Annotated in this window: 12 protein-coding genes; 4 read left to right on the top strand and 8 right to left on the bottom strand. The window is 58.8% G+C overall.

What is annotated here, in order from left to right; translation table 11 throughout:
* Window positions 1–22: 22 nt before the first annotated feature.
* The 4 genes from lon to cmoB all read left to right on the top strand — a co-directional run bounded on the left by lon (window position 23) and on the right by cmoB (window position 4,801).
* A complete protein-coding gene (lon, locus tag ALO43_RS01200; protein WP_024691476.1) occupies window positions 23–2,440 on the top strand; it encodes an endopeptidase La in 2,418 nt (805 codons plus the stop codon).
* 168 nt (window positions 2,441–2,608) lie between these two features.
* Window positions 2,609–3,001, top strand: coding sequence for a protease inhibitor I42 family protein (locus ALO43_RS01195; RefSeq protein WP_005889261.1), 393 nt, complete (start codon window positions 2,609–2,611; stop codon window positions 2,999–3,001).
* 100 nt (window positions 3,002–3,101) lie between these two features.
* Window positions 3,102–3,845 carry a carboxy-S-adenosyl-L-methionine synthase CmoA gene (cmoA, locus tag ALO43_RS01190; protein WP_005889259.1) on the top strand — a complete coding sequence of 248 codons (744 nt, stop codon included), beginning with the start codon at window positions 3,102–3,104 and terminating at the stop codon, window positions 3,843–3,845.
* On the top strand, window positions 3,842–4,801 hold the full coding sequence (gene cmoB, locus ALO43_RS01185; protein ID WP_005889257.1) for a tRNA 5-methoxyuridine(34)/uridine 5-oxyacetic acid(34) synthase CmoB: 960 nt from the start codon (window positions 3,842–3,844) through the stop codon (window positions 4,799–4,801). Before cmoA ends, cmoB begins: the two co-directional genes overlap by 4 nt.
* A gap of 8 nt (window positions 4,802–4,809) precedes the next feature.
* On the opposite strand, the gene pdxJ is transcribed toward cmoB, so the two are convergent.
* The 8 genes from pdxJ to ALO43_RS01145 all read right to left on the bottom strand — a co-directional run bounded on the left by pdxJ (window position 4,810) and on the right by ALO43_RS01145 (window position 12,703).
* A complete protein-coding gene (pdxJ, locus tag ALO43_RS01180) occupies window positions 4,810–5,550 on the bottom strand; it encodes a pyridoxine 5'-phosphate synthase (protein WP_024691477.1) in 741 nt (246 codons plus the stop codon).
* A gap of 85 nt (window positions 5,551–5,635) precedes the next feature.
* Window positions 5,636–6,319, bottom strand: coding sequence for a DNA repair protein RecO (gene recO / locus ALO43_RS01175; RefSeq protein ID WP_024691478.1), 684 nt, complete (start codon window positions 6,317–6,319; stop codon window positions 5,636–5,638).
* A gap of 59 nt (window positions 6,320–6,378) precedes the next feature.
* A complete protein-coding gene (gene era / locus ALO43_RS01170) occupies window positions 6,379–7,281 on the bottom strand; it encodes a GTPase Era (RefSeq protein WP_005889251.1) in 903 nt (300 codons plus the stop codon).
* On the bottom strand, window positions 7,274–7,963 hold the full coding sequence (rnc, locus tag ALO43_RS01165; protein ID WP_005620106.1) for a ribonuclease III: 690 nt from the start codon (window positions 7,961–7,963) through the stop codon (window positions 7,274–7,276). Before rnc ends, era begins: the two co-directional genes overlap by 8 nt.
* Window positions 7,960–8,337, bottom strand: coding sequence for a DUF4845 domain-containing protein (locus tag ALO43_RS01160; protein ID WP_005889246.1), 378 nt, complete (start codon window positions 8,335–8,337; stop codon window positions 7,960–7,962). The genes rnc and ALO43_RS01160 overlap by 4 nt, the downstream gene beginning before the upstream one ends.
* 109 nt (window positions 8,338–8,446) lie before the next feature.
* A complete protein-coding gene (lepB, locus tag ALO43_RS01155; protein ID WP_005889244.1) occupies window positions 8,447–9,301 on the bottom strand; it encodes a signal peptidase I in 855 nt (284 codons plus the stop codon).
* 9 nt (window positions 9,302–9,310) lie between these two features.
* Complete coding sequence (lepA, locus tag ALO43_RS01150) at window positions 9,311–11,107, bottom strand: translation elongation factor 4 (protein ID WP_024671681.1); 1,797 nt, start codon at window positions 11,105–11,107, stop codon at window positions 9,311–9,313.
* A gap of 171 nt (window positions 11,108–11,278) precedes the next feature.
* Complete coding sequence (locus ALO43_RS01145; protein WP_234778656.1) at window positions 11,279–12,703, bottom strand: DegQ family serine endoprotease; 1,425 nt, start codon at window positions 12,701–12,703, stop codon at window positions 11,279–11,281.
* Window positions 12,704–12,851: the final 148 nt, after the last annotated feature.

Below are 12,851 nucleotides of genomic sequence, written 5' to 3'. Positions count from 1 at the left end.
TGTTCAACTTCTCAGGTGCCCCATGAGCGACCAGCAGACAGACTCGCCAGATTTGCCCAACGACGAAGACGAGCACGACGTGTCTCTGAGTTCCGACAGCACCTCGCTTGCCTTGCCCGGCCAGAACCTGCCCGACAAGGTTTACATCATTCCTATCCACAATCGCCCGTTCTTCCCGGCGCAGGTTCTGCCGGTCATCGTCAACGAAGAGCCCTGGGCCGAGACCCTAGAGCTGGTCAGCAAGTCCGAACATCACTCGCTGGCGCTGTTTTTCATGGACACCCCTCAGGAAGATCCGCGCCACTTCGACACGGCTGCGCTTCCCGAGTATGGCACTTTGGTGAAAGTTCACCACGCCAGTCGTGAAAACGGTCGTCTGCAGTTCGTGGCACAAGGGCTCAGCCGGGTGCGTATTCGCACCTGGCTGAAGCATCATCGTCCGCCGTATCTGGTGGAAGTCGAGTACCCGCAACAGCCCAACGAGCCCACTGACGAGGTGAAAGCGTATGGCATGGCCCTGATCAATGCGATCAAGGAACTGCTGCCGCTGAACCCGCTGTACAGCGAAGAGCTGAAGAACTACCTCAATCGCTTCAGCCCCAACGATCCTTCGCCGCTCACGGATTTTGCCGCTGCGCTGACCTCTGCAACCGGTGTCGAGCTGCAGCAGGTGCTTGACTGCGTGCCGATGCTCAAGCGCATGGAGAAAGTCCTGCCAATGCTGCGCAAGGAGGTCGAGGTTGCGCGGCTGCAGAAAGAAATCTCTGCCGAGGTGAACCGCAAGATCGGCGAGCACCAGCGTCAGTTCTTCCTCAAGGAGCAGCTCAAGGTCATCCAGCAGGAGCTCGGGCTTAGCAAAGACGACCGCAGCGCCGACATTGAGCAGTTCGAACAACGTCTGGAAGGCAAGACCTTGCCCCCGCAGGCGCGCAAGAAATTCGACGAGGAAATCGGCAAGCTCAAGGTGCTGGAAACCGGCTCGCCGGAATACGCTGTAACGCGCAATTATCTGGACTGGACCAGCTCGTTGCCGTGGGGTGTCTACGGCGCTGACAAGCTGGACCTCAAGCACGCGCGCAAGGTGCTCGATCAGCACCACGCCGGGCTGGATGACATCAAGGCGCGGATTCTCGAATTCCTCGCCGTCGGCGCCTATAAGGGCGAGATCAGCGGTTCGATCGTATTGCTGGTCGGCCCGCCGGGTGTGGGCAAGACCAGCGTCGGCCGCTCTATCGCCGAATCACTGGGTCGCCCGTTTTATCGGCTGAGTGTGGGCGGCATGCGTGACGAGGCCGAAATCAAGGGCCACCGCCGCACCTACATCGGTGCCCAGCCGGGCAAGCTGGTGCAGGCGCTGAAAGATGTCGAAGTCATGAACCCGGTCATCATGCTCGATGAGATCGACAAAATGGGCCAGAGCTATCAGGGCGATCCTGCCTCTGCGCTGCTGGAAACCCTGGACCCGGAACAGAACGTCGAATTCCTCGACCATTATCTGGACCTGCGCCTGGACCTGTCCAAAGTGCTGTTCGTGTGTACCGCCAATACCCTGGACTCGATCCCCGGTCCGCTGCTCGACCGTATGGAAGTGATTCGCCTGTCCGGCTATATCACTGAAGAAAAACTGGCGATTGCCAAACGTCACCTGTGGCCCAAGCAACTGGCGAAAGCAGGCGTCGCCAAGAACAAGCTGACCATCAGTGATACTGCCTTGCGTGCCGTCATTGAAGGCTACGCGCGGGAAGCCGGTGTGCGGCATCTGGAAAAGCAGCTCGGCAAACTGGTGCGCAAGGCTGTCGTCAAATTGCTCGATGCGCCCGACTCGGTGATCAAGATCGGTCCGAAAGACCTTGAAGCCTCACTGGGCATGCCCGTGTTCCGTAGCGAGCAAGTGCTATCGGGTGTCGGCGTGATCACCGGCCTGGCCTGGACCAGCATGGGTGGCGCAACCCTGCCGATCGAAGCGACCCGCATTCACACCTTGAACCGCGGCTTCAAGCTGACCGGGCAATTGGGTGATGTCATGAAGGAGTCGGCAGAAATCGCCTACAGCTACGTCAGCGCTAACCTGTCGAAATTCGGTGGCGACGCGAAGTTCTTTGATGAGGCGTTCGTGCATGTACACGTTCCCGAGGGCGCAACCCCGAAGGACGGCCCCAGCGCGGGCGTGACCATGGCCAGTGCCCTGCTGTCACTGGCGCGTAATCAGGCGCCGAAGAAAGGTGTCGCCATGACCGGCGAACTGACACTGACCGGGCACGTGCTACCCATCGGTGGTGTGCGTGAAAAGGTCATTGCATCCCGTCGCCAGAAAATCCACGAACTGATCCTGCCGGAGCCCAATCGTGGCAACTTCGAGGAACTGCCGGATTACCTCAAGGAGGGCATTACCGTGCACTTCGCCAAGCGCTTTGCGGATGTAGTGAAAGTGCTTTTCTAGAGGTTGATGCAGCGCGGCCACCCGCGCTGCTTCTCGTTCCTGCGCCCCAGCGTGGGAACGTAGCTCTGGACGCGCTGCGTCATATCCCGAGCAGGACACCTGCCGTACTCCCCCATAAAACCCTGATCGGTTATCCTTGCGCATCGTTTCGCAATACCGGAACTTGCCATGACTCCTGCCCGTTTTATTGCACCGTTAAGCCTCGCGCTGCTGACGGCCTGTGCTCAGACGCCGAAAAGCATCGTTTCCATCGACTCGCAAAGCGACTGCCCTCTGGCACTCAAGACCGGCCAGACGCTGATCCTGACACTGCCCAGCAATCCAACCACCGGCTTTCGCTGGCTGACCCAGAACCCCGCGCAGAATATCCTGCGAAGCCTGGGCCCTGAGGTGTACGCCAATGCCGAAACCAAGGAAATGGTCGGCAGCGGCGGGCAATCCGTGTGGCGCTACAAGGCAACCGACGCCGGGACCGGAAGGCTGATGATGACCTACCAGCAGCCTTGGGCGCCGGAAGTCCCACCGGAGCAGACATTCGAGTGCGCAATCACGGTGGACTGACGCATTGTCCACCGCAGGTTAGACAACACGCACTGCACCATGCATCCCGGCGACAACTTGGCTAGAATGCCCGCCTTTCAAAGCCTTCGCCGGAACTGCCGTGAGCAAAGAACCCGACCGTATTTTCGCCCAGCCTCTGGCCCAGGTGCCTGATTTCGCCTTCAACGAAGACGTCGTGCGGGTATTCCCGGACATGATCAAGCGCTCGGTGCCCGGTTACCCGACGATTGTCGAGAACCTCGGCGTGCTGGCCGCGCAGTTCGCCCAGCCGCGCACCGTTCTGTATGACCTGGGGAGTTCTTTGGGCGCGGTCACTCAAGCGTTGCGTCGGCATGTGCGCGGTGAAGGCTGCGAGGTCATCGCGATCGACAACTCCAGCGCGATGGTCGAACGCTGCCGTGAATATCTCAACGCGCAGAACTCCATGTTTCAGGAGTTGCTGCCAGTACAGGTCGTCGAAGGCGATATCCTGGCACTGGAGTTCAAGCCCGCCTCGGTGGTGGCGCTGAACTTTACCCTGCAATTCATCGCCCCCGAACAGCGTCTGGCCCTGCTTGGCCGTATTCGTGACGCGCTGGTGCCAGGCGGTGCGCTGATCCTCTCGGAGAAACTGCGTTTCAACGATGAGCAGGAACACGCGCTGCTGACTGACCTGCACGTTGCCTTCAAACGCGCCAACGGCTACAGCGATCTGGAGATTTCCCAGAAACGCAGCGCCATCGAAAACGTCATGAAACCCGACAGCCTTGAAGAACACCGCCAACGCCTGCTCGCCGCCGGTTTCTCCAAGGTGGTGCCGTGGTTTCAGTGCCTTAACTTTGCCTCGTTGATTGCCCTGCCATGATTGATCTCGCCCCCCTTGTCCGTCGTCTGGCGGGCACCCCTCTGGCTGAATGGGCCAATGGCCTGCAAGCACAACTCGACACCAAAATGAGCAAAGGCCACGGCGACCTGCAGCGCTGGCAGAGCGCGCTCGACGCCCTGCCGGACCTGCAGGCCGACAAGGTAGACCTGACCGACAGTTTCACCCTGCAAGCCGATTGCGACGGTGAAACCCGCACCGTGCTGCGCAAGGCGTTGCTGGGCTTGTCGCCGTGGCGCAAGGGACCGTTCAACGTGTTCGGCGTGCATATCGATACTGAATGGCGCTCGGACTGGAAGTGGTCACGGGTATCTCCGCACCTCGACCTGAAGGGCAAGCGTGTTCTGGACGTCGGTTGCGGCAACGGTTACTACCAGTGGCGCATGCTCGGCGCGGGCGCCGACTGTGTGATCGGTGTGGACCCTAACTGGCTGTTCTTCTGTCAGTTCCAGGCCATGCAGCGCTACCTCCCCGACCTTCCCGCCTGGCACCTGCCCTTCGCACTTGAAGACCTGCCGGCCAGTCTGGAAGGCTTCGACACAGTGTTTTCTATGGGCGTGCTGTATCACCGCAAATCGCCGATCGACCATTTGCTGGCACTTAAAGACTGCCTGGTCAAAGGTGGCGAACTGGTGATGGAGACCTTGGTGATACCGGGCGACGTGCATCAGGTACTGGTGCCTGAAGACCGTTACGCGCAAATGCGCAACGTATGGTTTCTGCCATCAGTACCTGCGCTGGAGCTGTGGATGCGTCGCGCAGGGTTCACCGACGTGCGCTGCGTCGACGTCAGCCATACAACGGTGGAAGAACAGCGCAGCACCGAGTGGATGCGCTTTCAGTCACTGGGCGACTACCTTGACCCCGCTGACCACAGCAAAACCGTCGAAGGCCTGCCCGCGCCGATGCGTGCGGTGATCGTGGGACGCAAGCCTTGATGAATCGCTTATCTGGCAGCCGCGACAATCAGCGCTTTCATCTCTGACACCGCTGCCTTGAAGCCAACGAACAGTGCATGGGCCACCAGTGCGTGACCGATGTTCAGTTCGTTGATGCCCTTGATCGCAGCCACTGCCTCGACGTTGTGATAGTGCAGGCCGTGACCGGCGTTGACTATAAGCCCCTGAGCGAGGCCAAACGCCACACCATCGGCAACCCGTTGCAGTTCTTCGGCCACTTCGGTGGGGGTCTGTGCATCGGCATAACGGCCGGTGTGCAGTTCGATGGCTGGCGCGCCGACACGTTTTGACGCGGCGATCTGGCGTTCGTCAGCATCGATAAACAGCGAGACCTCACAGCCGATCCTTGCCAGCCGCTCGACCGCCGCCTTGATCCGCGCCTCCTGCCCGGCAACATCCAGCCCGCCTTCGGTGGTCAGTTCCTGGCGTGTTTCCGGCACCAGGCAGATATGCGCAGGACTAATGCGCTCGGCAAACGCGAGCATTTCTTCTGTCACGCCCATTTCGAAGTTCATGCGGGTCTGCAGCACGTCCTTGAGCAGCAGCACGTCGCGCTCCTGAATATGCCGGCGGTCTTCACGCAGGTGAACGGTAATCCCGTCCGCGCCCGCTTCTTCGGCGTCCAGCGCCGCTTTCACAGGGTCCGGGTAACGTGTGCCGCGGACCTGACGCAGAGTGGCCACGTGATCAATGTTCACGCCAAGAAGGATGCGGGTGCTTTGGGTCACGGTTGTCTCCAGAAAATGTGCGAGCTGATTGCTTGAAACTCGGGGCTATTTGAAACCGACAGATAAAACAGAGCATAAAGCCTGATCAAGGCTTGCGAAACAGTTCACGACTAACCAGCGGCCGCCCGCCGAGATGCACGGCCAGCGCCTGACGCATCAGACGTTTGGCCGCCGACAAGGCACCCGGAACGCTCCAGTCTGCCTCGGACATCGCCAACAGTTCGACGCCTTGAAACAGACCGGGCTGGAGCAGGTAAACGCGCTCGAGGCCGGCATCCACTTGCAGGCGGTACATGCCATCGACCGCCAGCGGATCACCATTGATATCGGCGTCCATGGCAAAGCCGTAGCCGAGGTCATCCAGCAACCGCCATTCAAACGAACGCAGCAACGGCTCCAGCGGACGGCCAAGCGCAAGCGCAATCAGCGTAGCGGCATAGTGATCGAATACAGCAGGGTGCGGGTCTTCGGCGGGTAGCAGGCGAATCAGCAATTCGTTGAGGTACATGCCACTGAACAGGGCTTCGCCGGTCATCCAGGTCGCAACGCCTGCACTTTCCATGCGACCGACATTTTTCAGTTCGCCGCGACCACGAAACTCGACTTCAAGCGGCACAAACGGACGTGCCAGCGAGCCGGCCTTGCCTTTGGCACTGCGCAACACGGCACGCAGGCGGCCCTGCGGGGTCAGGAAATCGACCAGTGCGCTGTTTTCACGGTACGCACGGCTATGGAGCACATAAGCAGGTTGGCCGGTGGGCGTGCTCATCAGGCGGGCTCGGAAGAGAAAGGTTCGCCCGACCGCAGAAGGTTCGGGCGGAGGACAGCTTAAAGGTCGGCGTAGCCCAGAGAGCGCAGTGCGCGCTCGTCATCGGACCAGCCACCCTTGACCTTGACCCACAGGTTGAGCATGACCTTGGAGTCGAACAGCAGCTCCATGTCGCGACGGGCATCACTGCCAATACGCTTGATGCGGTCGCCCTTGTCGCCAATGATGATCTTCTTCTGCCCGTCACGCTCGACGAGAATCAGAGCGTGAATGTGCAGCGTACGACCCTGCTGCTTGAACTCTTCGATTTCGACGGTGATCTGGTAAGGAAGCTCGGCACCCAGTTGGCGCATGATCTTTTCGCGAACCAGCTCGGCAGCCAGAAAACGGCTGCTGCGGTCGGTAATCTGATCTTCAGGGAAAAAGTGATCGTTCTCTGGCAGATGGGTAGCGATCAGGCTTTCCAGCGCTTCCAGGTTATGCCCGTGCTGTGCCGAGATCGGCATGATTGAAGCATTCGGGAGTTGGCCTTGCAGCCACTCCAGATGCGGCATCAGATCACTTTTGTCTTCGATGCGATCAGTCTTGTTGATCGCCAGAATGACCGGGCCTTCCACGTACTGAACTCGCTCCAGGACCATTTGGTCCTCGTCGGTCCAGCGAGTGCGGTCGACCACGAAGATCACCACATCGACGTCTTTCAACGCCGCCGAAGCGGTCTTGTTCATGTAGCGGTTAAGCGCTTTTTCGCCATTCTTGTGCATGCCGGGGGTGTCGACATAGATCGCCTGCACGGCGCCCTCTGTCTTGATGCCCAGCATGTTGTGGCGGGTGGTCTGCGGCTTGCGCGAGGTGATCGCCAGCTTCTGACCCAGAATATGGTTGAGCAGCGTGGACTTGCCTACGTTAGGACGGCCGACGATGGCAACATAGCCACAGCGTGTTGCGGTTGTATCATTCATGACCGTTCTCCACGCCCAGGGCGATAAGTGCTGCTGCGGCGGCTACCTGTTCGGCAATCCGGCGGCTGACACCCTGTCCTCGGCTTTTTTCATTCAATAGGTTGATCTCGCATTCGACGAAAAACGTCCGGCAATGCGGCTCGCCCTGGATATCCACCACCTCGTAACGCGGCAAATCACAGGCCCGCGACTGAAGAAACTCCTGCAGTCGGGTCTTGGGGTCCTTGTTGGTGTCCACCAGCGTAAGGCTGTCGAACTCGGTCGTCAGCCAGGCCAGCACGCGTTCGCGCGCCGCTTCCATGCCTGCGTCAAGATAGATCGCCCCGATCAGCGCCTCGAGGGCGTCGGCCAGGATAGATTCACGACGGAAACCACCGCTTTTCAGCTCGCCAGAGCCAAGACGCAGGTACTCGCCCAGATCGAAGCCACGCGCCAGCAGTGCCAGGGTTTCGCCCTTGACCAGACGCGCCCGCAAACGTGACAGCTGCCCTTCGCGCGCCTGAGGAAAACGCTCGAACAACGCCTCGCCCGCTACAAAGTTGAGAATCGCATCGCCGAGAAATTCCAGCCGCTCATTGTTGCGACCGGCAAAACTGCGATGGGTCAGGGCCAGGATCATCAGCTCCTGATCCTTGAAGGTATAGCCGAGCTGACGCTCAAGGCGGCTCAAGGATACGCTCACGGTTTACCCACACTGAATTGCTTGTCGAACTTCAACACCAGATCGATGTTCTGGAACCAGGGTTCACGCTGCTCATAATTCAAATGAGCCTTGAACGCATTGTTCTCCACCGTCACTTTCAACGCCTTGTTCAAATCTATATCCCGAATACTGTTGACCTGCATGTTCTTACCGACATAACCGTAAAATTCGTCGACCGTGGTGATGTCCAGGGTCTGATTGGTGTCGACCGCTTCGATGATTTTTTTCATCGTCATATAGTCGAGGTAGTGCGGAACCAGCTTGAAGGCCGTGGTGGTTGCAAACGCGACCAGCGCCAGAACCAAAAGCCATCCCACGAACGAAAAACCTTTTTGAGAACCAGAGAACTTCATGTTCGACCTCAAAGGTGGACAGCCTGCCCGAGCGGGCCGGCGAATCGTTCAGCGGTTTCCCGTCAGCCCGAAATGACAAACGGCGCTGCTTATGGCAGCGCCGCATCGATTACTTGATCAACCCTACGCGTGCAAAATTAGGGAAGTGGCTCAACTTGGGTTCCGGCCAGCTCATCCAGACAGCGAAGGCCTTGCCCACGATGTTCTTGTCCGGAACCATGCCCAGCTCGTCCTTGGGAATGTTGGGATCATCCCAGTAACGACTGTCATTGGAGTTGTCGCGATTGTCGCCCATCATGAAGTAGTGCGCGGCCGGCACTGTCCACTCGCTGTCAGGCGGCGCACGGTAACGGCTCATTTCCTGGCGGATCTGGTGCTCTACAGCGCCCAGTTGCTCGTCGTAAAGTTCAGCGCTGCCCAGTGTACCGGGCTCGGTGCCGATCAGCTTCTTGGCCACCAGCTCGCCATTGATGAACAGGCGCTTGTCGCTGGTGTAGCGGATGCGATCACCTGGCAGACCGACCACGCGCTTGATGTAATTGACGCTCGGGTCGCTCGGGTAGCGAAAGACCATCACGTCGCCACGCTGCGGATCACCGATCTCGATCACTTTCTGGTCCAGAACCGGCAGGCGAATACCATACGCGAACTTGTTGACCAGAATGAAATCACCCACATCCAGCGTCGGCTTCATGGAACCCGAAGGGATCTGGAACGGCTCGACCAGAAACGAACGAAGCACCAGCACGATGAACAGCACCGGAAAGAACGATTTGCCGTATTCAACCAGCAACGGCTCCTTGTTCAAGCGCTCGACGACAGCAATGTCAGGTTCTCCGACGCTTCCCTGATAGTTGGAAATGGCGACCCGGCGACGAGGCGCGAGGATGACCAGATCAATCAGTGCAAGCACGCCACAGACGAAGACAGCGATGACCAACAACAGCGGGAAATTTAGTGACATAGGACCTGACTATTCCAACCTGAGCACGGCAAGGAAGGCTTCCTGTGGAATTTCCACGTTGCCGACCTGCTTCATGCGTTTCTTACCGGCCTTTTGCTTTTCCAGCAATTTACGCTTGCGGCTGACGTCACCGCCGTAGCATTTGGCCAATACGTTCTTTCTAAGCGCCTTGACGGTAGTCCGGGCCACGATCTGACCGCCAATGGCGGCCTGAATTGCCACGTCGAACATCTGTCGAGGGATCAGCTCTTTCATCTTCTCGGTCAACGCACGTCCTTTGTAGTGCGCGTTGTCACGGTGAACGATCAGCGCCAGTGCATCGACCTTCTCGGCGTTGATCAGCACATCGAGCTTGACCAGGTTAGCCGATTGGTAACGATCAAAATGATAATCCAGGGAAGCATAACCGCGGCTGACAGACTTGAGACGATCGAAGAAGTCGAGAACGACTTCGTTCATTGGCAAATCGTAGCTCACCTGAACCTGGGTGCCGAGGAACAGCATGTCATGCTGAACGCCGCGCTTTTCGATGCACAACGTAATGACGTTGCCCAGGTGCTCCTGCGGCACAAGAATATTTGCCCGAACGATGGGTTCGCGCATGTCTTCGATGGCCGACAGGTCCGGCAGCTTCGACGGGTTGTCGACGTAGACTGTCTCGCCGGTCTTCAGCAGCAACTCGAAGATAACGGTGGGTGCGGTGGTGATCAGGTCGAGGTTGTACTCGCGCTCCAGACGCTCCTGGATGATCTCCATATGGAGCATGCCCAGGAAGCCACAACGGAAGCCGAAGCCCAGTGCGTCCGAGCTTTCAGGCAGATACTGCAGCGAAGAATCGTTCAGCGTAAGCTTTTGCAGCGCCTCGCGGAAGTCTTCGAAATCGTCCGAACTGACCGGAAACAGGCCCGCGTAGACCTGCGGCTGAATACGTTTGAAGCCGGGCAGCATGTCCACATCAGGCGTGGTGCTGAGGGTCAGGGTATCGCCGACAGGCGCGCCGTGAATGTCCTTGATGCCTGCAATGATGAAGCCTACTTCACCGGCTTTCAGATCAACGGTTGCCGTGTGCTTGGGGTTGAACACCCCGACGCTGTCGACCAGATGCATCTTGCCGGTGGATTTGACGAGGATCTTGTCACCCTTGCGTACGCGGCCATGACGCACACGCACCAGCGACACAACGCCCAGGTAGTTGTCGAACCACGAGTCGATGATCAACGCCTGCAGCGGATCTTCGATGTTGCCGGTCGGTGGCGGAATGGTCGCTACCAGACGCTCGAGCACCTCATCCACGCCCATGCCGCTCTTGGCGCTGCACGCCACGGCATCGGTGGCATCAATGCCGATGATCTTTTCGATTTCTTCCTTGACGCGGTCCGGGTCAGCCTGGGGCAAATCCATCTTGTTCAGCACCGGCATGACCTCAAGGCCCTGCTCGATGGCGGTGTAGCAGTTGGCGACCGATTGGGCTTCAACGCCCTGACCGGCATCGACCACCAGCAATGCACCTTCGCACGCGGCGAGAGAACGGCTGACTTCATAGGTGAAGTCCACGTGCCCCGGGGTGTCGATGAAGTTCAGCTGGTAGGTGATTCCGTCTTTGGCCTTGTAGTACAACGTAACGCTATGGGCCTTGATGGTGATCCCGCGCTCGCGCTCGAGATCCATGGAGTCGAGCACCTGGGCTTCCATTTCGCGCTCGGACAAGCCGCCGCACATTTGAATGAAGCGGTCGGCCAGCGTCGACTTGCCATGGTCAATGTGGGCGATGATGGAGAAATTGCGGATATGACTCAAATCACTCACGGATCAACACTCAAAAAGGTTGCAGGCAGATTGCCCGCCGAAAAATAGCCGGGAATTGTACCTGAACTAAGCAAGAGGCGTCACGCTCGCAGGCACCCGGATCGGGGCAGTGCAAACAATCAGCCACAAAAAAGGGTGGCCGCAGCCACCCTTCCCGGTCACATCAGCCCGTTACTCGGACAGTTTGAAGGTGATAAAGGTCGCACGACCCTGACGCAGGACGCGCATCGAGACCGAGCGATCCTTGGGCAGGCTTTTCGCCACATCGGTAAATTGCTTGCCGGACATGATCGCCTGATTGTTCAGGTGAGTGATCACGTCACCCGGCTGCAAACCGATCAGGGACGCCGGACCGCCAGTGACTTCCTTGATTGCCACGCCACCTTTGATGTCCAGGTTTTTTTTCTGCTCGGCGGTCAGTTCGATCACCGAAACACCCAGACGATTGCTGCTGCGCTCGGCACCGGAGCCCGGGATGTCACCCATCTCCTGACCTTCATCAGGCAGCGCGCCCACGGTCACCGTCAGCTTTTGACGCTTGCCGTCGCGAATCACTTCAAGCTCGGCCTTGCTGCCGTCCTTGAGATTGCCGATCAAGTGCGGCAGGTCAGCCGACATGATGACTGGCTGGCCGTTGGCGCTGAGAATAACGTCGCCTACCTGCAAACCACCCTTGGCAGCCGGGCCATCTTCAAGCACCTGTGCAACCAGTGCGCCGGCAGGCTTGTCCAGACCGAACGATTCAGCGAGGTCCTTGTTCACTTCCTGAATGACTACGCCCAGCCAGCCACGGCTGACTTTGCCACTGGCCTTGAGCTGGTTGGCCACATCCATCGCGACATCGATCGGAATGGCGAAAGACAGCCCCATGAAGCCGCCGGAGCGAGTGAATATCTGCGAGTTGATCCCGACCACTTCGCCAGCCATGTTGAACAGCGGACCACCCGAGTTACCCGGATTGATCGCCACGTCGGTCTGAATGAAAGGCACATAGGTATCGTTTGGCAGACTGCGACCCTTGGCGCTGACGATACCTTTGGTCACCGAATGGTCGAAACCGAACGGCGAACCTATCGCGAGCACCCACTCGCCCACTTTGAGCGTGTTCGAGTTGCCCAGCTTGGCAGTCGGCAGGTCTTTGCCCTCGATTTTCAGGACCGCAACGTCGGTACGCGGATCGGTGCCCACCAGCTTGGCTTTCAGCTCGCTGCGATCGGACAGGCGCACCAGAATCTCATCGGCGCCATCGATCACGTGGTTGTTGGTCAGAACATAGCCATCAGGGGAGATGATGAACCCCGAACCCAGCGATTGAGCCTCACGCTGGCGATCCCCCTTCCCCACTCCCGGCGGGCGGGAACCCGGCGGCATGCTGCGTTCGAGAAACTCGCGCAGCACTGGCGGCAAGCCTTCCAGATCAGGCATCTGCTGATTGGCAACGGCGCGGTCCGGCAATTTCTGACGAGTACTGATATTCACCACTGCAGGCGATGCCTGTTCGACCAGACCGGTAAAGTCCGGCAGGTTCTCGGCCTGAGCCGTGGCGACCTGACCGAGCATCAGCACGGCGGCAATCAATGAGAAATAAGACTTCATGCGTGGTATCGACATACGGCTCCCGTTGGTAACGAGCAAATTAAGCAGTACAGAGCAACTGACTCAGCAACCTTGAGCAGTAACGCTCATTCCAGAGTCAGATATAGGGCCCACGAACGACAAAGGCCAGAGCTGCGAGGCTGTGACC

Origin of the sequence: Pseudomonas tremae, assembly GCF_001401155.1 — a bacterium.
Classification (GTDB): domain Bacteria; phylum Pseudomonadota; class Gammaproteobacteria; order Pseudomonadales; family Pseudomonadaceae; genus Aquipseudomonas; species Aquipseudomonas tremae.
The sequence above is the reverse complement of the archived record's forward strand: the minus strand, read 5'-3'. Positions and strand labels throughout refer to the sequence as shown.

Excerpts from the sequence above, each read along its gene's own strand:
- ALO43_RS01145 (WP_234778656.1), bottom strand. The coding sequence starts at position 12,703 with ATGAAGTCTTATTTCTCATTGATTGCCGCCGTGCTGATGCTCGGTCAG.
- cmoB (WP_005889257.1), top strand. The coding sequence starts at position 3,842 with ATGATTGATCTCGCCCCCCTTGTCCGTCGTCTGGCGGGCACCCCTCTG.
- ALO43_RS01195 (WP_005889261.1), top strand. The coding sequence starts at position 2,609 with ATGACTCCTGCCCGTTTTATTGCACCGTTAAGCCTCGCGCTGCTGACG.
- ALO43_RS01160 (WP_005889246.1), bottom strand. The coding sequence starts at position 8,337 with ATGAAGTTCTCTGGTTCTCAAAAAGGTTTTTCGTTCGTGGGATGGCTT.
- recO (WP_024691478.1), bottom strand. The coding sequence starts at position 6,319 with ATGAGCACGCCCACCGGCCAACCTGCTTATGTGCTCCATAGCCGTGCG.
- lepB (WP_005889244.1), bottom strand. The coding sequence starts at position 9,301 with ATGTCACTAAATTTCCCGCTGTTGTTGGTCATCGCTGTCTTCGTCTGT.
- lon (WP_024691476.1), top strand. The coding sequence starts at position 23 with ATGAGCGACCAGCAGACAGACTCGCCAGATTTGCCCAACGACGAAGAC.
- era (WP_005889251.1), bottom strand. The coding sequence starts at position 7,281 with ATGAATGATACAACCGCAACACGCTGTGGCTATGTTGCCATCGTCGGC.